This is a genomic window from Acetoanaerobium noterae, from assembly GCF_900168025.1.
In the GTDB taxonomy this organism is placed as follows: domain Bacteria; phylum Bacillota; class Clostridia; order Peptostreptococcales; family Filifactoraceae; genus Acetoanaerobium; species Acetoanaerobium noterae.
The window spans coordinates 62,882-87,861 of the sequence record NZ_FUYN01000002.1; the positions used below are offsets into that span (position 1 = coordinate 62,882).

A 24,980-nucleotide genomic window follows, 5' to 3' on the forward strand; every position below is an offset into this window, starting at 1 on the left:
AATGTTTGAAAACGATATTATAAAAGCTTATGCATTACTAAATATAGAGAGAAAAATTGTTGGGGTTAAGCTGATTAAAAATAAGCAAGAGTTTGATTCCTACGATGTAGTTAATCTTATAAATCCTCTGTCTTATTGTGTAGCAGTAAAATCAGCTAGTTTAGGGCATAGAATAAAGTTTGATAAGCTAACTTCAGGGTGTGGAGGTAGCACAAGGGCACTTGGATTAGAAAAACCTGCAGATGATTTTTTGGATGGAACGGCGCCATACAGACTTGGACTTTTTAAAGATGAAAATGTAGCAAAAAGAGCGGCGCTTGAGACAGGCAATATTTTATCGAATACATATGGAGTTTTAGTTCAGCCGGTAGAGTTTTTTAGTAGCAATGACAAGCCAGATGTTGTTATTGCTATAGGAAAACCAAGAGAGCTAATGAGAATAATCCAAGGCTATACATATAACAAAGGGATAAGTAAGCAGTTTAGCATGTCGGGTAATCAAGGAGTATGTGTAGAAGCTACTGCCTATCCTTTGATACATAATACCATAAATATGTCCTTGCTTTGCTCAGGGACTAGATTTTTAGCTGAGTGGGCTGAAGATGAGGGTGCAGTAGGAATTCCGATTTCTTTATTTAGCGAAGTCATAGACGGCATATACAATACAGTAAATGCTGTAGAGATGGATAAAAGAAAATCAGAAATAAGCGAGGAACTGACTTTAAATAATATCGAGTGTATGGAAATGGAATATGGAAAAACTTATTATACGGAATATGAAAAAGAAAAAAGGGAAAAACGAAAAAATGAGAAGCATTGATAAAGAGAAGAAAAGATATTTTAGCGTAGTGGCTATAAGAAGCGTATTTATTATTGCAGGGATTTTTTTGTGGGAGTACAGTGCATCATCTGGAAGCTATAATCCCATATTTACAAGCTATCCCAGTCAGATTCTAAAGGATTTAATAGTCTTTTTTACCAGTGGAGAGCTATATAAGCATGCATCTATAACACTTACCGAGGTATTTTGGGGGTTATTTTTTGGAAGTGCTATAGGTATTTTGCTGGCAATAGTTTTTGGATACTTCTCTTTTATTGGAGAAATAATAACTCCTATAATTTCAGCAATTAGCTGTATTCCACAGTTAGCACTTGCGCCAGTGTATGTTCTTTGGTTTGGACTAGGGCTTACCTCTAAGATTTTTCTTGCAGGCTTAATGGTATTTTTTAATGTATTTTCAGCTACTTATGGAGCTATTAAGTCTATGGATAAAGGGATACTGGAATCTGCAAATCTTCTTGGAGCAAGTCATTTTCAAACGCTTAGAACAGTTGTAATTCCTTCTTGCATGCCATGGATACTGTCGGGACTCAGAGGGGGAGTAAGTGCGGCTCTTGTAGGAGCTATTATAGGCGAGTATATAGGCTCAAAAGGTGGATTTGGCTGGATGATTACCTATTCAACTTCATATTTTAATATTAGTCGAGTGATGTCGTGCATAGTTATACTGCTTTTTGTAGGACTAGGACTAAACAAAATATTGGATATTATGGAGCAAAAGCTACTCGTATGGAGAACGGTTACTAGTCTTAGAATGGAAAATTTAAAAAATCAAGATTAATTTGTATTTAATAATAAGGAGATGAAGATTATGAAAAAAAATATTAAAAAATTTACAAATTTAGTTTTATCAGCAGCTTTAGTTATGAGTATTTTTACTGGATGTAGTAGTAACACAGCTACACCTGCTGAGACTACTGAAGGGTCAGAGTCAAAAGAACTTACAAAGGTTGTAGTATCTGAATTTAGAGGAATGAACTATGCAGCAGTACATATTGCAGATGCTATGGGGTACTTTGAAGAGCAAGGACTTGATGTGGAGTTTGCAGTATATGGAGATGGACCAGTTGCTTTCCAAGGTATGCATGCTGGAGATTCTCAGTTTTGTATGCTATCTATAGAACCAGTGTTTAGAGCTTTTGATGAAGGATTAGAATCAAAAGTTGTTGCAGCACTTGACACTACTAGACTTTACGGATTTGCAGGTTCAAAGGATATTACTGAAATATCACAGCTAAAAGGAAAAACAGTATTTGCAGGAGCACCAGGCTCAGCACCATATTCATTTATCTGGAGCATTTTAGAAGAAGGAGGACTTAACCCAGCAGAGGATGTTACTTTTGCTCAAATGCAGTATGGAGCATCTATTACAGCTTTAGAGCAAGGAACTATTGATGCTTCTTATATGGATCATTACAACAGAAACAAATTCTCTGCAATAGGAGCAAACTTCCTTGTAGACGGTGCAGATATGGAAACTAAAAAAAGAGTGTTTGGCTCAGAAAAATTTGAAGGCTCTATTATAACAGCTACTAAAAAATTTGTAGATGAAAATCCAGAAACAGTGCAAAAATTTGTAAATGCTACAGTTAAAGGTGCGAAATGGCTTACATCACACAGCGATGAAGAAGTAGCTGAGGTGCTTATGCCATACCATGATGGAAGTACAAAAGAAGATTTAATAGAAAGAATTTCTCTAATAAAAATAGCTTATTCTCCTGATTGCAAAATATCAGCAGAAGGCTATGAAGCTATGGAAAACTTCTCATTAAAGACAGGAGTTCTAAAAAATAAAGTTGGATTTGACAATATCATAGATATGAGTTTTGTTGAAAAAGCCCAAGATGTAAAGTAAGGTGTTATCGATGTCTTATATAGATATTATAAATGTAAGTAAGTCATATGCAGATAATCAGGTGCTGAAAAACATCAGTTTATCTATCAAAAAAAATGAATTTGTTACGCTTCTTGGTTCCTCGGGATGCGGAAAAACTACACTTCTAAGGTCTATTGCAGGCCTTGGAAGTATAGATAATGGAAAAATAATGCTAGATTCTGAAGATATTACTCATAAAAATCCAGGAGATAGAAATATAGGAATGATATTTCAGTCTTACTGTTTATTTCCTACTATGAATGTATTTAATAACGTTGCTTATGGGCTAAAGTTAAAAAAAGAGCCAGAAAGTAAAATTAAAAATGAAGTTATGAGTGCTCTAGAGTCTGTAAACTTACTGGAAAAAGTAAAAAGTTACCCTTCTCAGCTTTCAGGTGGAGAACGCCAAAGAGTTGCACTTGCAAGGTCTCTCGTAATGAAGCCGAAGGTTTTGCTACTTGATGAGCCTTTTAATGCCATCGATGCAAAGCTAAGAAAAGCTCTTCAGCTAAAAGTTAAAGAACTACATAAGGAATATGATATGACTTCCATAATGGTAACTCATGACCAAGACGAGGCAATGATAATGTCAGATACCATACATCTATTTAAAGATGGAGTAATTGAGCAGTCAGGAACCTCGGCTGAGCTTTATCTTACGCCAAAAAGCAAATATGTGGCTTCTTTTATGGGGAATTATAATGTCATAGAAGCTGAAATTTTTTCTAAGATAACAGGTGGAAAGTATAGCAAGGAGCATACTATAGGCTTAAGACCTGAGTCTATAGAAATTCATAAAGAAAAGCTTGAAGCTAAAGCTAATGAGTTTATTTTAAGTGGTGTGATAAGTAACCTCATACCTCAAGGTAATATTGTTAGATTTTCTGTAAAAATCATGGATGAATATGTAGATGTGGATGTTTTAGTTGACAGATGCAGTGGTTTTTCTATTGGAGACATAGTGAACTTAAAAATTAAGCCAGATAAAATTCTATATTTTGATTAGTTAAAGCAATGGCAAAGGAGAATTAGATTGAGCACTAAACTACATATTGTTTCAGGATTTTTAGGAGCAGGAAAAACTACTTTTATTAGAAAAGTGATTCCTTTTATGAAAGGAAAAATTGCTTTAATTGAAAATGAGTATTCTGATGTAAGCATAGACTCTGAGCTTTTTATCAAGGAAGAGCTAGTAATAAAAGAGATATTCTCAGGATGCATCTGCTGTAGCTTGATAAAGGATTTTAGAACTACCATAGATGAACTCACTAGCAATTATGATTTAGAGCATATTTTTATCGAGCCATCTGGGGTAGGCTGCCTATCCGATATAGTAGCTGTCTGTGAGGATATATCAAAGACTTCAGTTAAAACCATTGAGATTCAGAGCGTGGTCACTTTAGTGGATGCTAGCTCATTCGAAGACTATATAGATAGCTTTGGAGAGTTTTATATCAATCAAATTGAAAATGCCAAGGCTATAATAATAACTCACATAGAGGATGTAAATGAATCAGCTCTAGAGAAAATTACGGATGAGATAAAAGCTGTCAATAATTCAGCAGTTATTTTTTCTGAAGACTATCTGTCCTATCCTACCCAAAAAACCTTGGATATTTTAAAAACTGCGTATAATCACGAACTTAATGTTGCAGGCTCAGGTAAAACAATTCCAGCAACGAGTTATTTTACTACAGTTTCAATTCACAATCCAAACAAATTATCTATGGAAGAGCTATCAAATTTATCAAATATTTTCAGAAATAGAGAATTGGGAACAGTGTTAAGAGCTAAAGGAGTAATTCAGCTAGCAGATTCTAGCTTTGTGCATTTTGATTTTACTCCTAATTATTTTGACTGGGAGTATTTAAATACTAGCAAGGATACAAAAATATCGGTGATAGGCAAGGATTTGAACCAAGCATATATCAAAGGTTTGTTTTCTGATGTTTTGGAGGCATTAATATGAGCATAACTGATTTTAACTGTACATATAATAATGGAGCAGGAGTAAACGAGGAAATAGTACAAAAAACAAAGCTTAAATTTCCAGATGCGTATAAAAATTGGGAAGACATGGCAGTTTTAGCTAAAGAGATTAAAAATCATGAAGACGCATCATTTTGCACTTTGCCTTTTTGCCATACTCTAGAAGGAGAAGCATTAGGCGCAGTTATAAATTACGGTGATGAAAGAATAGGACCTAGGGGCAAGGATTATCTCACATCCAGCATAGAAGATTTACTGAGCATTTCTGAGCTTGATTTTTCGAAGGGAAGACTGGCAGAGGTTCTGAAAGCTTGTAGTTATCTAAGGCAAGAAGGCGAAAATGTAGCACTATATATATCGGGACCATTTACGATTTTGAACCTTCTAATTGATTTGAGGTATGTTTTTAAAGCTTTTAAAAAATCTCCTGAAGTAATGGAGAAAATTTTAGAAAAGCTGAGAGTTGAATTACTTCGCTTTATAAGGGAAGCACAAAATATGGGAGTTAATATTTTTAGTTATGGAGATTCTTCTGGGGGGCTTAATATCCTAGGACCTAAACTATCCGAGCAGATAGTTGAGATGTTTACCTACCCACTATTAAAAGAAGCTCAGCAGATTATAACTGAGGATTCAATTATGCTACTTTGTCCCAAAACATCTTTTGCTTTAATTGGAACGAATAAAGCAAAATGGAAAGATGTTGAGCTAGTAGAGTCTATGAAATACGATAAAGCTTGCGTTAGTATGATTGGAAAAGCAAAATTTTTGGGAGAAATGTGCATCAAGAATAAAAATTATATATTGAAAGATAGAGTCATAAAATCCATAGAATTAATATAAATATAAAGTGAACTTGGGAGGAAATATATGCATAAAAAAGATCAGATGACCCCTAATGAAAGATTAGGAGCTTTTATGACAGGAAAGCCAATGGACAGAATTTTGGCTATGCCAGTAGCGTGCTCAATGTCAGGCTTGGCTTTGGGAATGACCCATAAGGAAAAGAGAAGCAGTGCAGTAAACGAGGCAAATGCTCAGATTGCTTGCTATGAAAGATTTGGAAATGACCTAGCTGTAGTTGAATATGGCCTTCATGGCGTAGGTATGGCTCTAGGAAGTGAAATGACTGATCCTGAAGATGCAGTGCCAGCTATTGTCAAATATATCTTAGAAGATTTGGATGATGTAGATAAGCTAGACATGTCAAAGCTAGAGCTAAAAAATGACAAAGCCTTTCAATTGCATTTGGAGGCGGCAAAACTAATTATAGAAAAAATCGGACATGAGGTGCCTACAGGAGTTTTGATATCAGGGCCTTTTACTGCAGCAGCGAGTATTTATAAAACAGAAAACCTCTTAAGAGCTACAAGAAGAAATCCAGAGAAGCTTCATAAATTAATTAATTTTTGTAATGAAGCCTTAAAAATGATATGCAAAGAGTTTATTAAGGAAGGGGTACTTATACTATTATGTGACCCTATAGCATCAGGCACTATACTGCATCAGAAACAGTATAGAGAATTTGTTCTTCCTTATACTATCGAGCTTATGAAAGAAATTCACGAAGCTAAGGGGATGGTTTGCTACCATATATGTGGAGATACTACATCTATAGTGTCAGATATGGTCAAATCAGGCTGCGATATGCTGAGTATTGATAATAGAGTAGATTTAGAGTATACAAAACAAATGGTGGGAGATAAGGTACCTATACTAGGAAACGTCGATCCAGTTGAAGTCCTTTATCTAGGAAATCAAGAGGATGTAGACTTAGCAGTGAAAAATTGTATCCAAAAAGGCTATGACAGTCCATGTGGATATATTCTTGCATCTGGTTGTGACCTTTCTGGTAATCTGCCACTAGAGAATATAGATCAGTTTATGGAATCAGCAAGAAAATATGGCAAATGGCCGCTTGACTCAGCAAATTTTAAATAAAAATATAGAATAACTACTTTTAGGGAGGAAATAAAATGCTTAAATCAAAAGAGGCTTTACTAAAGAGACTGTCAGATGGTGTAGTAGATATGGAAGAAGAGGATGTAATAGAGGCTAGTAAAGAATATATAGAAGCAGGATATGAAGCGTTTGATGGTATTATGCAAGGGCTAGTTGATGGGATGAACAGAGCAAGCGTGCTATATGATGAGGAAGAATATTTTGTTACAGATGTGCTTTTATGCTCGGATGCAATGTATGAAGGGCTTAACATACTAAGACCACACCTGCCAGCAGAGGAAGCTGATAAAGCAAAGATAAAGGGTGTAATTGGAGTAGTAGAAGGAGATACGCATGATATAGGAAAGAATCTTGTGAAAATAATGCTAGAAACAGCTGGCTTTGAAATGATTGACTTAGGAAGAGATGTTCCTCTTGATAGCTTTGTAAGTAAAGCTAAGGAAGTAGGAGCTGATTTTGTATGCCTATCTACTCTTATGACTACTACTATGGGTGGAATGAAGACAGTAGTAGATAGATTAAAGGAAGAAGGACTAAGAGATAAGGTTAAGGTTTTAATTGGTGGAGGGCCTATTTCTCAGAAATACTCGGACACTATAGGGGCAGATGGATATTCTTCAAATGCAGTTGAGGCAGTTAAGCTTGCAAAAAAATTGCTAGTTACTGCATAGAAAGGAGATTTATATGCTTACTCCAAAGGAAAGACTAGAAAAGGTTCTAAATCATCAAGAAGTGGATAGACCTCCTTGCATATGTCCAGGTGGAATGATGAACATGGTGACAGAGGAACTTATTAAGCTATGCGAAATAAGTTTTCCAGATGCTCACCAAAATCCTCAGCAGATGGCTGATTTATCTGAGGCTGTGTATAAAGAAGGTTGTTTTGAAAACTATGGAGTTCCATTTTGTATGACTGTTGAAGCAGAGGAATTTGGAGCAGACATTGATATGGGGAGCAATATCTATGAGCCTCATGTAATAAATTACAACATAAGCTCTGTATCTGAGTGGGAAAAACTTGAGGCTATAGATTTTTCTAAAGGAAGATCAAGCACAGTAATAGACGCCATAAAAATTCTCAAAGCCAAAAATACAGAGGTTCCTATAATAGGAAATATCACAGGGCCTATAAGCACTGCCAGTTCTATTATGGAGCCTGTAGTTTTTTATAAGGAGCTTAGAAAGAATAACGAAAAAGCTCATGAGTACATGACCTTTATTACAAAGCAAATTACAGAGTTTGCTATAAAGCAGATAGAAGCAGGAGCAGACATCATAGCTATATCTGACCCGAGTGGTACAGGGGAGATACTAGGACCAAAGCTGTTTGATGAATTTGCAGTAAAATACATAAATCAAATAATAGCTGAAGTTAAAAGGCTAGGCAAAAGAAGCATAGTGCATATCTGTGGACAAATGAAGAACGTATATAAAGAAGTAAACAAGATAGAAAGTGATGTACTTAGCTTTGATTCTATAGTGAGTATTTCTGAAGCCAAGAAAAACCTAGGAAATAGACTTATTATGGGAAATGTAAGTACATATACAATCGAGTTTGGGGAGATGCAAAAAATTGCAGATATGACAAAAAAATGCGTGCTTGATGGTTCTGATATCATTTCGCCAGCATGTGGACTTGGTATGAAGTCCTCGCTGAAAAATGTAAGGTCCATGCTGAGCGCACTGACAGAAGGAGATGCAAAAAATAATGCCTAAGATTTTTGTAAAAGGAAGCAGTAAGGCTATTGAGTATTTGCCTGGTCAAAATTTGCTTCAAATTCTTCATGACAACGATATATTTATAGAGAACCCTTGCAATGGCAAGGGCTCTTGCGGAAAATGCAAAGTAAAAATAACAGAAGGAAGTCTAGGCGAAATACCTGAAGCAGAGAAAAAATTTCTAAGTGAAAGTGAAATTAAAGAAGGAGTGAGGCTTTCGTGCCTTATTCATCCAGAAAGTAATTTAGTAATAGAAACTCTTCATAAGGAAAGAGAACATAAAATTTTAACTACAGGATATATGCCAAAATTTAATTTAAGTCCTTCTATATCTAAGAAATTATTTGAGATAGAAAAGCCTTCTCTTGAAAATCAAATTTCTTTTGAAGATGCAATTTTAAAGAGCCTCTCACTAGATGAGGTGGATTTTGATGTTTTAAAAATGATAGAGCCATTTGATGGAGTTGCGACAGCTGTATTTGACAAGGATAAGGTTATTGCAATTGAAAAAGGCAATACAACAGATAATATTTATGGACTTGCTATAGATATCGGAACTACAACCGTAGCGGCTGACCTTGTGGACATGAACAGTGGCAAGGCTATCTTGTCTAGCTCAGATATTAATCCTCAGAAAAAATTTGGACTCGATGTTCTTACTAGAATCACCTACGCTCTAGAAAATGAAGAGCAGGCAGTTAAAAATCTTCAACATGAAATAGTAAACTTAATAAATAAAATGACTTTTGAAATGTGCATGAGTGCAAATATAAGCAAAGAGCATATATATGAGGTTTCAGTAGCTGCAAATACTACTATGCTTCATTTTTTACTTGGAATAAAATCTAATTCAATTGGAAAATCTCCTTATGCACCTGTATTTGTAAAATCAAAATACATAAAAGCTTCTAGCATAGGGATAAACATAAATAGTAATGGCAAGCTATACTGTCTGCCTGGAGTATCTTCTTATATAGGCTCTGACATAGTAGCGGGAGCTTTTGTTGCAAAGCTTCATGACAGCAAAGACAATATTTTATTTATTGATATAGGCACCAATGGCGAGATTGTACTTGCGAGCAATGGTAGGCTTCTTTCTTGCTCCTGCGCGGCAGGGCCAGCACTTGAAGGAATGAATATCAGCTGTGGCATGAGAGCGGCAACTGGAGCTATAGAGGATATGGTAATAGATAAAGAGCAAGTCAGACTCTCAGTTATAGGAGAGCAGCAGCCAATAGGTATATGTGGTAGTGGGATATTAGCAGCATTAAGAGAATTATTAAAAACAGGAATAGTAAAAAAAGACGGAAGCTTTATAAAAAAAGAAAAATTAGCAGAGGATGACTATAGACAAAAATACATCAGGCTAAATGGTAAAAAAAGAGAGTTTATGATAGAAGATAAAGCCCAGGCTCTCTATATAACTCAGTCAGATATAAGGCAGATACAGCTTGCAAAGGGCGCTATACTTTCTGGTTTTTATGCTCTCCTAAATAAATCGGGTATTTCCATAAATGAACTAGATAAGGTCGTAATTGCTGGGCAATTTGGCTCTCATCTATCAGTGGATAGCTTAACAGGTACAGGAATACTTCCAAAAGAAGTAGAAAGCAAAATAACCTATGTAGGAAACTCGTCAAAAACTGGCGCATATATGGCGCTTATGTCAGATGACATCAAAAAAGACCTTGAAAAAATAGCAAAAACTATAGACTATATGGAGCTAGGAGCATCTGATGGATATGAGAGACTATTTGCTGATTGCCTATTATTTTAACTTTTAGAGAAAGTAGGGGGCTATTATGATTGCTATACCAAAGGATGAAATGACACCAAAAGAAAGGATGGATGCATTTGGTAGGGGAGAAGAAATAGATAGAGTGCCATGCTGTCCTTTTACTGGAGAGTCTTATGCCACTTATTTTGGTTACTCTCTAGATGACTATAACCACAGCACTGAAATAATAGTAGATACTATAATAAGAACCTTTCAAATGTTTCGTGCTGACAATTGCAGTATAGGGCCTGGACTTCAAGGAATCCCTGAAGCTATGGGAGCAAGGCTTCACTTTTCGAAAAATGATATACCCCAAATAGCTGCTCCTGCTATATCAAGCTATGAAGAAATCTCTAAGCTAAATCCTATTAATCCATATAAGGATGGAAGGCTAAAGCTATATCTTGAAGCTTTAAAAATAGTTCAAGATAAGCTAGGTAATGAGGTAAACATAGGAAATACAGTGGGTGGGCCATTTACTACGACAGCGTTTTTAATAGGCACAGAAAAATTCTTAAGAGATTTAAGAAGAAATCCAGATAAAATCAAAGAAATACTTGAAATAGCTACACTAAGTACACTTAATGTCATGGATGCAATTATGGATTTAGGAATTACTCCAGGGATAGCTGATCCTATTGCTTCAAGTACTCTTATAAATAAAAGTGTATACAAGGAGTTCGTTTTTCCAACCATCAAGACTTGCCAAGACCATATAAGAAAGAGAATGGGAGGCACTGGCATAATGCATATTTGCGGAAAAACAAAGCCTGTATGGGAAGAAATAGTAAGTACAGGAATAGCTGGATTTAGTCTCGATAATATAGAAGACATAGGCGAGTTCAGGCAGGGTTATGAAGACAAAGTTCTAGTCATAGGAAATGTAGATCCAGTTGGAGTAATTTTAAATGGAACGAAAGAAGATATCTATGAAGCTGTAAGAGTATGCTGCGAAAAAGGAATGGGCAGCAAAAACGGTTACATCTTGGCTTCAGGCTGTGATATTCCAATAGGAACTCCGCCTGAAAAAATCATGCACTTTATAGACGCAGCTAGAGTATATGGAAGAATGAAGTAAAAAAAGCCTAAAATCCACTTAATAGGAGGAGAATTATCTCTATTAAGTGGATTTTTATTGTGGATATTTTTTTAATTTAAATATATGATTTGGTATCACTAGTTTGATATTTTTAAATAAAAATAGTAGAATTAGTTGCTATAGGTGATTTGAATGAAATGTGATAAAATATTTTGTATGTATGAATTTTATAAATAAAAACAGAAAACTTAAATAAAGGAGAGTTAATATATGTCAAATACAAACATAGAACAAATGAAAAAATTAATTGAAGAAAAAAAGAAAAAAAGTACACAACAAGGAAAGGCTGGTAGTACAACTAGTAAAACGAATTCAGGTCCGAGTAAAGGATTTAAAAGTATGAAAAGAGCAGGTTCTCTTAATAAATAAAACTTATTTGGACTTTATTAAGGAGGGAAAATATGGCGGAAAATGTACAAAATAGAAAACACAGCACATGGGAATTGTTTAAGCGCTTTGTCCCATATTTTTCTAAGTATAAAACTACACTTTACTTAGATTTATTCTTTGCTTCTCTTACAACACTTTGCGAGCTTGCACTTCCGCTTATCCTTAGAAAGATAGCAACTGTCGGAATGGAAGATGCGGCTCTTCTTACTAAAGAGCTGATATGGCAGATGGCAGGAATTTATTTCGTACTTAGAATTATAGATGTGCTTGGCAATTACTATATGTCAAGTGTGGGGCATATCATGGGTGCAAAGATAGAAACTGATATGAGAAGGGATGCCTTTTCTCATCTTCAAAATCTATCTGATTCTTTTTACAACAACACAAAAGTCGGTCAGATTATGGCTAGAATAACGAGCGATTTATTTGACGTAACTGAGTTTGCTCATCACTGTCCTGAGGAATTTTTTATAGGTGGACTAAAGCTAGTAATTTCATTTGCTGTTTTAGCAAAAATAGATTTAGTGCTTACTATGGCAATATTTATATTCATACCTATAATGCTAGTGAGTGTTACGAAGTTTAACAGGCTGATGAGGTCAGCTTTTAAAAGCCAGAGAAACCACATAGGAGATTTAAATGCAGGGATAGAGGATGCTCTACTAGGAATGAGAGTGGTTCGTTCGTTTGCAAATGAAGAAATAGAAAAAGAGAAGTTTGAAAGAGACAACCAAAAGTTTTTAGGAATTAAAAAACAGGCATATAAATATCTTGCAGGCTTTCATAGTATGACTAGAATTTTTGACGGTATCATGTACCTTATGGTTATACTTCTTGGAGGATTTTTCATATTAAATGGAAGAATAAACGCAGCGGATTTACTTGCCTACATCATGTATGTCACCACTCTTCTTGCAACTGTTAGAAGAATAGTTGAGTTTATGGAGCAGTTCCAAAGAGGAATGACAGGCATTGAGCGTTTTATTGAGATTATGGATACAGATGTGGATATAAAAGACGAGCCTGATGCAGTAGAGCTAAAGCATGTAGATGGCAAAATTACATTTGACAATGTGAGCTTTGAATACCCAGATGACCACAATAAAGTACTTTCAAAGCTTTCCTTTGTAGTGGAGCCTGGAGAAAACATAGCTCTAGTTGGCCCATCTGGTGGAGGAAAAACCACGCTTTGTAATCTTATTCCTAGATTTTATGATGTAACTGAGGGAAATATCTCTATAGATGATAGCAATATTAAGAACTTCACGCTAAACAGCCTTCGTTCCAAGATAGGAATGGTTCAGCAGGATGTGTATTTATTTTCAGGCAGTGTTTTTGAAAATATAGAGTACGGAAGACCAGGAGCTTCAAAAGCAGAAGTAGAGTATGCGGCAAAGCTAGCTGGAGCTTATGATTTTATCATGAATCTGCACGATGGATTTGATACCTATGTAGGAGAGCGTGGAGTAAAGCTCTCTGGAGGACAAAAGCAAAGAATCAGTATAGCTAGGGTATTTTTAAAGAATCCGCCTATACTTATACTAGATGAGGCGACTTCAGCTCTTGATAACCAAAGTGAGAGAATCATCCAGCAGTCTCTAGTAGAGCTTTCTAAAGGAAGAACTACCCTTACTATAGCTCATAGACTTTCTACTATAAGAGGGGCGCATAAGATACTAGTGCTTACTGAAGAGGGTATAAAGGAGCAAGGCTCACATAGCGAGCTAATGGCTCTAAAGGGAATGTACTACGATTTATATACTCAAGGAAATCAAGAAGAAGATACACTTCCAGAGGATATAGATGCTAAAAAGAAACCTGAGTAAATTAAAAAGCCTGATTTCAGCGAAATGTTGAAATCAGGCTTTAATACTAAATAAAATAAATACTATTAAACTCAATTGTAAGCTGCAAAGATTTAATGAGAAATTTTAGAGCTTGTAGGTTGAAATATATCCCTTGAACTCGTTTGTAAGTTTTTGGAAGTCGTTTATTCCTTCAGTAAGCTTTAGAATTTCTTCTGAGTAGCTAGTTACATTTGAGCTTACTTCCTCTGTAGATGCAGAGTTTTCCTCAGCTATAGCTGCTAGGGATTCTATGTTTGTAAACATAGAAGTGATTTTTTCTGATTGACTCTCTAGCTCTACTGCTGTTACTAGCATTTTCTCAGCTACAGTTTCTATCTTGCCGTTGGCAGATTCTGTTTTTTCTATAGCTTGTTTTATAGAAGTGCTTTCTGAATTTATTACATCGTACTGATCTGTTATACTACTTACCATATTGTCCATTTCAGACAAGAAGCCATATACGTTTTCTTTGATGTTATCAGCGGCAGTTTCTGACTGCTCAGCAAGCTTTCTAACTTCCTCAGCAACAACTGAGAAGCCTCTTCCCATTTCTCCTGCTCTTGCAGCCTCGATAGAAGCGTTAAGTGCTAGCAGATTAGTTTGGTAAGATATGCTTGATACAAATGAAGCTATTTCTTCTATTTCTTTTCCTTTGTTTTTTAAATTGATACTTTCATTTCTCACGTTTTCAAACTTCTCTAGAATATTTCCAAGGCTAACTACTGTGTTATCAAGAGCCTTGAATGAATCCTTGATATTGGTAAGAGCGTCCTCTAGCTCGGTTTTGTTTTTGTTTTCCTGCTCAGATATATTTTTGATGCTCTCTACATTGTCCTGAAGCATGCTCACACCGTGCTCTGTTTCCTCAGCCTGAGTAGTTGCAGAGTAAGCAAGCTGCTCTACTACATCTGCTATATCCTTGCTAGTAGTGTCCATTTTCTTAGAAATCCCACTTAAGGTATCGCTAAAGCCTTGCATTTCTTCAGTCATACTGTTAAATCCTATAAAGTCCTCAGCTACTGATTCCTTGTATTTATTAAGAGCGCTGTGGATTTCTTCGTACATATCTTTTCCTGTAGCTATCTCTGTTGTGATTACAAAGTTTTTAGCAGAAAGAGCATTTAGTTCATTTTTTATATCCTCAAGAGGAAGGCTCAGCATTTTAAAGCCTATAAATGCAAAAAGTGCAGTTACTATTGGAGTAATCACATAGCCATAGGCTACATCTTTGGTTAAAAATCCAGCTATTAGCCCTATAATTACTGCGAAAATAGAAACCTTTGCTCCTAAATCCCTTATAAAGCCTAGAGACATTAGCTTGTTGATTTGGTAAGTTTTTCTTTTTCTTACTTCATATGGAAAGGTAAGCTGAAGCTGCATCTCTCCATCTTTTCTATATAGCTCTTTTACTTTTACGTCTTCGTTAAAGTGAGCTTTAGCCCCTATTATAAGTCCATGAAGATAGTTAAACATACCACGTTTAGAGCGGTATGTAAGCAGTACATCGTTTGTTCCTATTATCTCCATATCCAGTCCAGGAGGGTTAGAGCCTGAAATTCTTTTTCTAACTACTTGGTGGACATCATTCATGGAGTTTAGAAATTGAAATAGGTTAGCTTTTTTGAAGAATGATGAGTAGCCTTCATAAAATGCTTTGATATTATCTCTTCCTATTTCTCTCCACAGGTCTTCTTCTTTTATTGAAAATTGCTTTGATATTTCGTTTGTAAATCTAAAAACCTTAGCATCCTCTATATCGTCTAGTGGTGATATGGCTTTGTTAGGATCCATTCCTGCCACTTTCATTTTTTCTTTTACGATATCTTCTGGATACATGCGACTAAGCGTTTTGACCCAAGTTCCTACAACAGTACCTTTCAAAATTATGCCCCCATTCAAATGATTACTATAACAACAAATTTATTTCAAAAAACAAATAATTTTTCTTTACACTATTACCCATAGAGGGCAAATTTAAAACTACTTAACTTTAATTATACAATAAGTTTTTAGCTATGTAATTAGCTATATAGAGAATTTTAATGTGTATGTCATTATTTGAGAACTTTTCTTGTGTTATGTAGTGCTAGTTGCTATAATTTACTGTGATAATTTAGATAAAAACTTTTAGAATTGAGGATAACAAAATGATTCAAGTAAAAAAACTTTCCTTTGATTTTCCTGCAAAAGTATTGTATAAAGAGGTTTCATTCTCGTTGGAAATGGGACAACACTGCGCTTTTATAGGAAGCAATGGCTCGGGTAAATCGACTCTTGTTGATATGATTATTAACCCAGATAAATATATGTATGACGGTAAGATAATTAAAGATGAAAGTTGCCGTATTGGTTATGCTAGTCAGTTTGCAGTGCGAGATAAAGAACAAGAGCAGACTGTATTTGAATATTTGAGCGAAAAATTCGTTAAAAATCAAAATGCTACAGTTGCTATATGTGAAGAAATGGCTGTAGCTGAGAATGTAGAGCCTTTATTTGAAAAGTATCAAGCTCTACTCGATGAATTTGTGTCAATGGATGGAGATAATTATATTAGTAATATCCAAAAACAACTATATTTAGCGGGTATGCGTGAATTAGAGGAGACGAAGCTATCAGAACTCAGTGGTGGAGAGTATAAATTACTTCAAATTATGAAAGAAATGTTATTATCTCAAAATCTTCTTGTTTTGGACGAGCCAGATGTATTTCTTGATTTTGGAAACTTAAATAGACTTTGCAAGCTGATTAATGGGTATAAGGGCACATTATTAGCTATTACACACAACAGATATTTGCTGAATCATTGTTTTAATAAGATTTTACATTTAGAGGACGGCGATATTCAAGAATATGATGGTAGTTATTCAGAATATCGTTGTTCTCAATTAAAGGAAAAGTTAAAACTTAAGCAACAAAGTATCGAAGAGCAAGAAGAAATTTATCGTACCGAGAAGATGGTCGATGCTCTTAGAATAAGAGCTACGATAGTGGCTAATCCTACACTTGGAAATGCTGTAAATGCGAAACAAACACAGCTTGACCGTTTACTTGCAAGACAAATTAAAGAACCATTTATTGAGCTTCGTGAACCACTTATTGAATTTAAGCCAGTGGAAGTAAAAGATGACTATACGGTTTTAAGCGTTACAGATTATAGCGTTTCATTTGATGATGTTTTGTTAGAAAATATTAGTTTTGAATTAAAATCAGGAGAGAAAGTAGCTATTGTTGGTCCAAACGGTACAGGAAAAACTACTTTGATAAAAGATATTTTAAAGAACAATCATCCCTCAATTAAAATTGATGAGAATATAAATTATGCATGCTTATCACAATTAACAGATGAGAATATAGATGAAACAAAAACTGTGTTTGAAGTTATGGAGAATTTAGGATTTGAGACAAAAGAGAGTATTAGCGGATATCTAGAGAAATTTTGTTTAGAAGGGGATGCCTTAAAGCAAAAGGTTGGACAGCTATCTGGTGGAGAAAAGAATTTGCTCAAAATAGCCATGATTGCAAATACCAACGCAGAGCTTCTTATACTTGATGAACCTACTAGCCATCTCGATATTTATGTCCAAATGGCTGTGGAAAAAGCTATTTCTGAATATAAAGGAGCTGTACTAATGATTAGCCACGATTTTTATCTTATAGCTAATTGTGCAGACCATGTTTTACTAGTAGAAGATAAGACGTTAAAGCGTATGCGTACAAGAACCTTTCGAAAGATGGTATATGATAAATATTTCAATAAAGAGTATTTAGAAGTAGATAAGAAAAAACAAGAGCTAGAAGCAAAAATTACATTAGCTTTTAAAATGGATGAGCTAATGAAAGTAGAAAAGCTATGCAATCAATTAGAAGAAATTAGTTCGAATTAGAGAATAATATGGAGGGGAAAATGGCTGAATTACTAGCTCCAGCTGGAAATATGGAGGCTTTAATAGCTGCAATTTCTAATGGATGTGATGCGATATATTTAGGAATGCAAAAATTTGGAGCACGTGCATACTCATCAAATTTTGATTTTGAATCGTTAAAAGAAGCTATTTCTTATGCTCATCTTAGAAATGTCAAAATTTATGTAACTATGAATACCATAGTTTTTGAAAATGAAATTGAAGCTATGAAGCAGCAGATGCATCAATTAAATGAAATAGGAGTTGATGCAATTATTGTTGCCGACCTTGCGGCTTTTGATTATTTAGTTAACAACTTTGTGGATATGGAAGCGCATTGCTCAACCCAAATGGGGATAGATGATTTAGACGGGACTTTATTGTTCAAAGAATTAGGGGCAAAAAGAATAGTTTTGTCTAGGGAAGTTCCCATTGAAAAAGTAAAAAAGATTAAGAAAATAGCACAAATACCTTTGGAGATTTTTGTTCATGGTGCTTTATGTGTATCTTATTCTGGAAACTGCTTAATGTCAGGGTTAATAGGCTATAGAAGCGGAAATCGTGGAAGATGTGTTGGTTCATGTCGTAAAGAATATGAAATAATCGATAAGACAGCTGATGAGGCTTTAGGAAAAAATTATATTTTATCCACGAAGGACTTAAACACAATAGATTATATTGACGATTTAAAGGAAATTGATTCCTTGAAAATAGAAGGGCGAATGAAAGAACCAGCCTATGTTGCTAATGTAGTATCACGCTACCGAAGAGCTCTAGATTATAAAATAACTGAAGAAGATAAAACAAATCTAAGTAAAACTTTTAATAGAACATTTACTAAAGGATATTTATTTCATGAGGATAAGAAAGATATAACAAATATATTAAGACCAAACAATTATGGTTATGAAATTGGAAGAATTAGTAATATTGTTAAAGGCATGTACGAAATAAAGCTCACAAGACCTTTAAATCAAAATGATATTATAAGGATAAGCCATAACAATGAAGATATTGTTCTAACTGTCGTAAAATTGTACGATAAAGAAGGTAAGCTAATAAATAGAGCTAATGATGTAGGCTATATCAAAATAAAAGAAAAGATTTCTAAGGATGATGTCGTATATTTAACAAAAGATTACTTATATTACAAAGAGCTAGAATCGTCACTAGAAAAAGAATTTAAGCGTTTTAATTTGGATATTAAGGTGTATGCACAACCAAATTCAAAGCTTATTATAGAAGCAGAAGGCTTGGGTTTTAACTATTTATATGAAGGCGAAGACATACTAAGTGAAGCAATTAATAATCCAACAACAAAAGAGCAAGTAATAAAACAATTTTCAAGACTAAATGATACAATATTTGAGCTTAATAATGTGATTTATGAGGAATGTAATGTATTTATTCCAGCAAAATTGTTAAATGTAGCAAGAAGAGAAATTGTACAAGCTTTGTATGAGCTAAAGCTTAACAGCAAGAAAAAAAGCATTAAGGCTTTTAAGGCAAAAGAAAAAATAAGCTTTACTCCAAGAGAGCCATTCTTTACTGCTTCTGTAACTTCTAAGGAGCAGTATGATGCTTGCGTGAGTTGTGGAATTAAAGAAATTTATTTTGATAATACTGTTAGAAGAAACCAGAATGATTATAAGGAAAAAGAAGGACAATTACTAATTGGAGGATATGGTGGAATTTACCACTATAGAAAAACAAATCCTTTTATTACGGACTATTCTCTAAATGTTGTTAATTCAGACAGCTGCTACGAATTATTTAAATTAGGAGCAAAACGAGTTACGCTATCATACGAATTGAACAAAACGCAAATTGAGGATTTAATAAGTTCTTATTATGAAAAAAATGATGGTTATCCAGCACTAGAGATGATTGTATATGGTAGAGCACCTATGATGTTTTCAAAATATTGTCCACTAAAAAAAATGAATCAATGCGGTAGTTGTAAAACTAGGAGCTATGAGTTAAAAGATGAGCATGGGACATTTCCTATCATTACTCATGATGATTGTACTACAACTATACTTAATGGAAAGATTCTCAATCTTTTAGATGAGGTTCAAAACATTGAAGGAGTAGAGGCATTTAGATTGAATTTTACGGTTGAGTCTAAAGAACAGGTTATTAAAACCATTAATATGGCAATGAAAAAATTAAAAAGTAAAGATAATCAAATTATATTTAACAAAGAAACTGACACAAGAGGACATTTCAATAAAGAGATTATGTAGAAATATCCAAGTTGAAATCTATAAATTGCGTTTAAAAATAAAATGCTCTTTCGGATTAATAAATCCAAAGGAGCATTTTTTACAAAGGTTTTTAAATTAATAATTTATTGAATTTCTGATAATTCTAAATCGGCACCTAGAACTCCAACTACTTGCCCGTTATCAAGTATTGGCACTGATATAGTCACGCATGGACTATCAGAACCCAGTGGCACATATACCTCAGAAATATAATTGTTTTTAGATGTGAGTGGGTTTTTGTACCACTCTCTAAAAGCAACAGTATCCATCTTAAGGTTGAGGTTTATGTAGTGTAGATTGTGAGTCTCTGGAGTTGCAGAATATACTACAGATAGATTCTTTTCTTTACTCACAATATCATCTATAGCTTTTTTGTGCTGATTGTAATCCATCCCTGTAAGAGCTGATGTCAGAGCAAGCTTTTTTAGTTCAGAGATTAAACGATTTATTTCTTTTTTCTTTAACTCGCTAATTACAATTCCTTTGGAAAACTCTTTAACTTGATCGAGTGCATCCTTTGATGATTTTGTTAATATTTCGCATGAAGACATCATCTGCTCTGCGCTTGAGGTTTGCTCTTCGCAAGCGGCATAAACATTTTGAGTCTGAGATGCTATATCGTTTGATAGATTTGATACTTGAGCTAAAGCCTCAGCTATTTTTTCAGATTCCTTGGCTTGGTTTATAGTAATATCTTTGATAGAAGAAATTTCATTTTCCATTTGAGTTATGTGAGTAGCAGTTTGCTCTATTAGGGTTTTCACCTCTGAAACCATGCTGACGTTTTGAGCTACAGTTGCAGTGTTACTGTCTATTTGCTCTACTACTAGCTCGGTTTCTTTTACTACTTCATTTACTATTTTGATGATATCCTCTGATGCTAGTCTAGATTCTTCGGCTAGCTTTCTAACTTCATTTGCAACCACTGCAAAGCCTTTTCCAGCTTCTCCAGCTCTTGCTGACTCAATAGAAGCATTCAGTGCTAGAAGATTAGTTTGCTCTGAGATTTTAGTAACTACAGTTATAAAGTTAGATATATTCTCCACTTTTCTTTTCAAATCGTGAATCTTGCTTGCAGAGGTTTTTGTTACATCTCCTGTAAATTCTATTCCATCTAGGAGCTTATCCACATACTGCTTTACATCGTTTACACTTTTTTCTACTGTAACAGATAGCTTGTAGTTATGCTCACATTTATCAGCTATAGAGCTTGCATGCTTTGTCATTTCAGATGAATTTTCAGTTATTTCATCTATATGTTCCTTTTGCTCAGTAGAGCCATAAGCTATTTTTTCAACGGCATGACTGATGTTTGAAGAGACCTCGTTGTTGATTTCGAGCTGGTGATATACCTTTTCGCTTTCATAAGCACTTTGCTCGCCAGAAACCTTCATTTTAGCAATCATATGATTTACTGCCAGCATGATTTTATCAAGCTCAGCAGCTACCTCTCCCATTTCGCCAGTAGCTCCTAGTTTCATTTTGAAATTATAGCCGTAATCTCCAGATACTACAGCTTTTAGACCGTTTATTAAGTCTTTGTTTGAAGTTATGCCTGAAGAAGCGGATATGTATATAGCAATAGCTATAAGTAGCACGATTATTACTAGAGCTGGAACTAAACCTAGCATCTGATTTCCGTAAGCATAACCTACGCCGCTTCCTAGCAGTATAGATATCAGCATGAATATCGTATTTTTATTCATTTTTTACCTCCCTTTACACTATTTATTATGAATCCTTACATCGTAGTATTATGTATTAGACAATATGTTACAAATGGATTAGGATATATTGACTACATTTTAACATAAATTATATTTACTTCATATATATATAAAGTAAATTATATAACAAGTATAAAAAATAATCATAGATTAGGATATCAATACTGATTTTAGGCTAAAAAGAGAGAAAACTTTGTAAAATTAAAAGACCGATAAAAAAGAGCATAAAAAACTTCCAGTTAGATAAGTCGTCTATTATAAGACCTTATCTAACTGGAAGTATAAAGTTAAAATTTGATAGTGGTTTTGTATTGTTTTTTTAGTTTATAACGAGATTGTTTATAAAGTACTCAAGCCACAGGGTTTCATCTGTAAGCTCAGGATGAAAGGATGTAACCATCATATTTTCTTGCCTTGCAGCTACTATATTTTCGTCTACAGTATGAAGCGCTTTTGCAGTATTTCCTATGGCTTCAATATATGGAGCTCTTATAAAAACTAGCTTTGATGGCTTGTCATCCAGTGCTTTTATATTATCTACAGTGATAAAGCTATCTAGCTGACTTCCATAGGCATTTCTTTTGACAGTGATATCCATGCAGCCAAGATGAACTGTAGGGTCGTCTACTAGTTTTTTGGCTAGTAATATCATTCCTGCGCAGGTACCCCAAACAGGAAACCCAGATTCTATTTTTTCCTTTAGAGCTTGCTTCATATCAAAATCGACTAGTAGTTTTCCGATTGCAGTGCTTTCTCCACCAGGAAGAATTATTCCATCGATACCTTCAAGCTGCTCTTTTCTTCGTATTTCTACAGCTTTATGACCTAGCTTTTCTATATGATTTACATGCTCGATAAAAGCTCCTTGAAGAGCGAGAACCCCTATTGTTTTCATATTAATAACCTCTGTCTGCCATTATATCGTCTTTCGCTATAGAATATACATTTATACCTACCATAGCTTCGCCTAGATTTTCTGATACCTCAGCCAATATTTTAGGGTCATTGTAATTTGTTACAGCTTTTACTATGGCTGCAGCTCTCTTTCTTGGATCTCCAGATTTAAATATTCCAGAGCCTACAAACACACCATCACAGCCTAACTGCATCATCATAGCAGCATCGGCAGGAGTGGCTACTCCACCAGCAGCAAAATTTACAACAGGAAGCTTTCCGTGCTCATGTACATAAGTCACTAGCTCTATAGGAGCCTGAAGCTCTTTAGCTGCATTCATCAGCTCTTCCTTAGTAAGTCCCTGTATACGTCTTATCTCACTGTTCATCATACGCATATGGCGAACTGCTTCAATTACATCGCCTGTTCCAGGCTCTCCTTTAGTACGAATCATAGAAGCACCTTCTCCGATTCTTCTAAGAGCCTCTCCAAGATTCTTTGCTCCGCATACAAAAGGCACATTAAAGGCTTTTTTATCTATGTGGAGACTAGGATCTGCTGGTGTAAGCACTTCGCTTTCATCTATGTAATCCACGCTCAGAGCTTCTAAAATCTGAGCCTCTACAAAATGCCCTATACGAACCTTTGCCATTACTGGTATAGATACAGCAGCTTGAATTTCTTTTATCATTTTAGGGTCAGAGGCTCTAGCTACTCCGCCATCTTTACGAATATCAGCAGGTACTCTTTCTAATGCCATAACTGCACAAGCTCCAGCTTCTTCAGCTATTTTAGCCTCCTGTGCATTTGTTACATCCATGATTACTCCGCCCTTTAGCATCTGAGCTAAGTTTTTGTTTAAGTCATAACGATTTTCCATTGTATTGCCTCCTTTATGTAAGTGTATCGATAATTGTATTGGTGTTACTCCTATATATTTCCATATTATTTGGAAAATTACAATACAATTATGATAAACTTACTAAAAAAGGAGAATTGAATCGATACGCATCTAGATTAATTATTTATACTATTTGCATATCCTAGCTCTATAAGAAGCTGACTTAAAGATGCTCCGTCTATATATACCTCTGCTATTACAGTGTCTTTATCTAGATTTTGAGTAACCTTTATGCTTACATTTCCGGAAGCTAAAAGCTCTTTAATTTCATCTAGCTTAGGATTTGAAATACTGCCTAAGATACAAGCTCCACCAGTGTTTAAAAGCTTATTGTCTTCATTTGAGCACACTACATTTGCAAGCTGAACTTTTTTAATTTGACCATCGATATTCATCTCTAGGGTAGTAATATCTAGTACCTTTATTGAGCTATCAGCAGCTTTAGCTTCTGCCATAGTCATATTAACAGGGTCAGAGTGCACATATACATTCATACGAACAGGGTCCCACTTAATATCGTAATTCAGAGCATTTGCAACAAAGCTAAGAGGAACCATAGTTCTACCATTCACTATTATAGGGGGATAGTCTAGATGCATAGGATTATCATCTATATATGCTAGCTTGCTATTTATAGATAGCCTTATAATAGAAGCTTGTTTTCTTATGATTACGCTTTGATTTCGCTCATTCCAAGTGATTTTGCAGCTAAGAGCATTTCCTATAGCAGAAATGGGAACTAGAGTTCTACCACTTCTTATTATAGGAGGAACGTCCATTTTTAGGGGCTTATTATCTATGTAGACACCTATGCTGTGGTTTGCATACACTGGAGATGAACCATAAGAAAAAGTAAAAATTGATATGAGAATAATAGTGATAATTCCGAGCTTATGCAGAAAAGATTTAAATAAAATGTTGTTTTTCTTCATATAAAGTTCTCCTCTAAAATATTTAAAAAATTATTAATTTAATAGTATACTAACCTAGAGGTCATTACAAGGGTCAAAGGTTACAATATTATTGACAATCAGTGGATTTTTGTATAAAATGATACGAGGCGATTTATGATGAATAAAGATTTTTTTATGAGAGAAGCTTTGAAAGAAGCTTTAAAAAGCTATAGCATAAATGAGGTTCCAATCGGATGCGTAATAGTCAAGGATGGAGAAATCATAGCAAGAGCTCATAACAATAGGGAGCAAAATAAAGATCCTCTAGGACATGCAGAGCTAATAGCAATAAAAAAAGCAGCTAAGCATCTAGGTGGATGGAGACTAGTTGGCTGTGATATGTACGTTACTCTAGAGCCATGCATCATGTGTAGTGGGGCAATCATGGATTCACGTATAGAGAATCTCTACATAGGAGCAATAGACCCTAAAAGAGGATGTGTATCGAGCTATCTGCCTATTTTAAAGGACAGAATGATTCCTCATAATGTAAACTATGAATATATCAAGACTATCAGTCCGTACATCATAAAGAGATTTTTTAGGCATCTAAGAAAAGCCAAAAAGAAAACCTTAATAGGTAGTTAAAGAAGAATACACAAAATGTATTACAGCAAACAAATGATATAGATAAAATTCCAATAATTGATGCACTAATTAATAAACTATGGAGAGATGTCCGAGTGGTTTAAGGAGCTCGCCTGGAAAGCGGGTATACGGGGAACTGTATCGGGGGTTCGAATCCCCCTCTCTCCGCCAATAAATTAATGTGACCTTGTATTTGACCGTAACGGTTGAAAATACAAGGTTTTTTATTTTCCACATTTTCCGCATA

At 34.8% G+C, this 24,980-nt stretch carries 21 protein-coding genes and 1 tRNA gene; 17 read left to right on the top strand and 5 right to left on the bottom strand.

Features of this window, described 5'->3' with window-relative positions; translation table 11 throughout:
* Nucleotide 1: 1 nt before the first annotated feature.
* From B5X47_RS03890 to B5X47_RS03945, 13 genes are all read left to right on the top strand, one after another.
* On the top strand, nt 2-820 hold the full coding sequence (locus B5X47_RS03890; protein WP_079588907.1) for a DUF169 domain-containing protein: 819 nt from the start codon (nt 2-4) through the stop codon (nt 818-820).
* Nucleotides 777-1,622: an ABC transporter permease gene (locus B5X47_RS03895; protein ID WP_242950998.1), complete on the top strand. Its 846-nt coding sequence runs from the start codon at nt 777-779 to the stop codon at nt 1,620-1,622. Before B5X47_RS03890 ends, B5X47_RS03895 begins: the two co-directional genes overlap by 44 nt.
* A gap of 30 nt (nt 1,623-1,652) precedes the next feature.
* Nucleotides 1,653-2,696 (top strand): ABC transporter substrate-binding protein, encoded by a 1,044-nt coding sequence (locus B5X47_RS03900; protein ID WP_013360297.1) that lies wholly within the window; start codon nt 1,653-1,655, stop codon nt 2,694-2,696.
* Nucleotides 2,697-2,706: 10 nt separating this feature from the next.
* The gene (locus B5X47_RS03905) at nt 2,707-3,723 is read left to right on the top strand and encodes an ABC transporter ATP-binding protein (RefSeq protein WP_079588910.1); all 1,017 of its coding nucleotides are present in this window, start codon (nt 2,707-2,709) and stop codon (nt 3,721-3,723) included.
* A 27-nt stretch (nt 3,724-3,750) separates the two neighbouring features.
* A complete protein-coding gene (locus B5X47_RS03910) occupies nt 3,751-4,686 on the top strand; it encodes a CobW family GTP-binding protein (RefSeq protein WP_143215755.1) in 936 nt (311 codons plus the stop codon).
* A complete protein-coding gene (locus B5X47_RS03915) occupies nt 4,683-5,549 on the top strand; it encodes a uroporphyrinogen decarboxylase family protein (protein ID WP_079588912.1) in 867 nt (288 codons plus the stop codon). The genes B5X47_RS03910 and B5X47_RS03915 overlap by 4 nt, the downstream gene beginning before the upstream one ends.
* Before the next feature lie 27 nt (nt 5,550-5,576).
* Nucleotides 5,577-6,647, top strand: coding sequence for a uroporphyrinogen decarboxylase family protein (locus B5X47_RS03920; RefSeq protein WP_079588913.1), 1,071 nt, complete (start codon nt 5,577-5,579; stop codon nt 6,645-6,647).
* A gap of 35 nt (nt 6,648-6,682) precedes the next feature.
* Complete coding sequence (locus B5X47_RS03925) at nt 6,683-7,339, top strand: corrinoid protein (RefSeq protein WP_079588914.1); 657 nt, start codon at nt 6,683-6,685, stop codon at nt 7,337-7,339.
* 13 nt (nt 7,340-7,352) lie between these two features.
* On the top strand, nt 7,353-8,384 hold the full coding sequence (locus B5X47_RS03930) for a uroporphyrinogen decarboxylase family protein (RefSeq protein WP_079588915.1): 1,032 nt from the start codon (nt 7,353-7,355) through the stop codon (nt 8,382-8,384).
* Entirely contained in the window at nt 8,377-10,164 is a 1,788-nt protein-coding gene (locus B5X47_RS03935) for an ASKHA domain-containing protein (protein WP_079588916.1), read from the top strand. Before B5X47_RS03930 ends, B5X47_RS03935 begins: the two co-directional genes overlap by 8 nt.
* A 25-nt stretch (nt 10,165-10,189) precedes the next feature.
* Nucleotides 10,190-11,242: a uroporphyrinogen decarboxylase family protein gene (locus B5X47_RS03940; protein ID WP_079588917.1), complete on the top strand. Its 1,053-nt coding sequence runs from the start codon at nt 10,190-10,192 to the stop codon at nt 11,240-11,242.
* A 231-nt stretch (nt 11,243-11,473) separates the two neighbouring features.
* Complete coding sequence (locus B5X47_RS13855; protein WP_200805080.1) at nt 11,474-11,632, top strand: hypothetical protein; 159 nt, start codon at nt 11,474-11,476, stop codon at nt 11,630-11,632.
* A gap of 32 nt (nt 11,633-11,664) precedes the next feature.
* On the top strand, nt 11,665-13,479 hold the full coding sequence (locus B5X47_RS03945) for an ABC transporter ATP-binding protein (protein ID WP_079588918.1): 1,815 nt from the start codon (nt 11,665-11,667) through the stop codon (nt 13,477-13,479).
* Between the two features lie 105 nt (nt 13,480-13,584).
* Here the strand turns inward: B5X47_RS03945 and B5X47_RS03950 are convergent, their stop codons facing one another.
* Entirely contained in the window at nt 13,585-15,381 is a 1,797-nt protein-coding gene (locus B5X47_RS03950) for a methyl-accepting chemotaxis protein (protein WP_079588919.1), read from the bottom strand.
* 266 nt (nt 15,382-15,647) lie between these two features.
* Here B5X47_RS03950 and B5X47_RS03955 point away from each other — a divergent pair, with 266 nt between their 5' ends.
* Both B5X47_RS03955 and B5X47_RS03960 read left to right on the top strand, forming a co-directional pair.
* Nucleotides 15,648-17,384, top strand: coding sequence for an ABC-F family ATP-binding cassette domain-containing protein (locus tag B5X47_RS03955; RefSeq protein WP_079588920.1), 1,737 nt, complete (start codon nt 15,648-15,650; stop codon nt 17,382-17,384).
* Nucleotides 17,385-17,404: 20 nt separating this feature from the next.
* Complete coding sequence (locus B5X47_RS03960) at nt 17,405-19,648, top strand: U32 family peptidase (protein ID WP_242950999.1); 2,244 nt, start codon at nt 17,405-17,407, stop codon at nt 19,646-19,648.
* A 104-nt stretch (nt 19,649-19,752) separates the two neighbouring features.
* On the opposite strand, the gene B5X47_RS03965 is transcribed toward B5X47_RS03960, so the two are convergent.
* From B5X47_RS03965 to B5X47_RS03980, 4 genes are all read right to left on the bottom strand, one after another.
* Complete coding sequence (locus tag B5X47_RS03965) at nt 19,753-21,375, bottom strand: methyl-accepting chemotaxis protein (RefSeq protein ID WP_079588922.1); 1,623 nt, start codon at nt 21,373-21,375, stop codon at nt 19,753-19,755.
* A 340-nt stretch (nt 21,376-21,715) separates the two neighbouring features.
* Nucleotides 21,716-22,291, bottom strand: coding sequence for a pyridoxal 5'-phosphate synthase glutaminase subunit PdxT (pdxT, locus tag B5X47_RS03970; RefSeq protein ID WP_079588923.1), 576 nt, complete (start codon nt 22,289-22,291; stop codon nt 21,716-21,718).
* Between the two features lies 1 nt (nt 22,292).
* A complete protein-coding gene (gene pdxS / locus B5X47_RS03975) occupies nt 22,293-23,171 on the bottom strand; it encodes a pyridoxal 5'-phosphate synthase lyase subunit PdxS (RefSeq protein WP_079588924.1) in 879 nt (292 codons plus the stop codon).
* Between the two features lie 137 nt (nt 23,172-23,308).
* Nucleotides 23,309-24,124: a copper amine oxidase N-terminal domain-containing protein gene (locus B5X47_RS03980; protein WP_079588925.1), complete on the bottom strand. Its 816-nt coding sequence runs from the start codon at nt 24,122-24,124 to the stop codon at nt 23,309-23,311.
* Between the two features lie 135 nt (nt 24,125-24,259).
* Between B5X47_RS03980 and B5X47_RS03985 the strand changes: the two genes are divergently transcribed.
* Both B5X47_RS03985 and B5X47_RS03990 read left to right on the top strand, forming a co-directional pair.
* Entirely contained in the window at nt 24,260-24,733 is a 474-nt protein-coding gene (locus tag B5X47_RS03985) for a nucleoside deaminase (protein ID WP_079588926.1), read from the top strand.
* A gap of 81 nt (nt 24,734-24,814) precedes the next feature.
* Nucleotides 24,815-24,904: transfer RNA gene (locus B5X47_RS03990), tRNA-Ser, on the top strand.
* Nucleotides 24,905-24,980 lie beyond the last annotated feature (76 nt).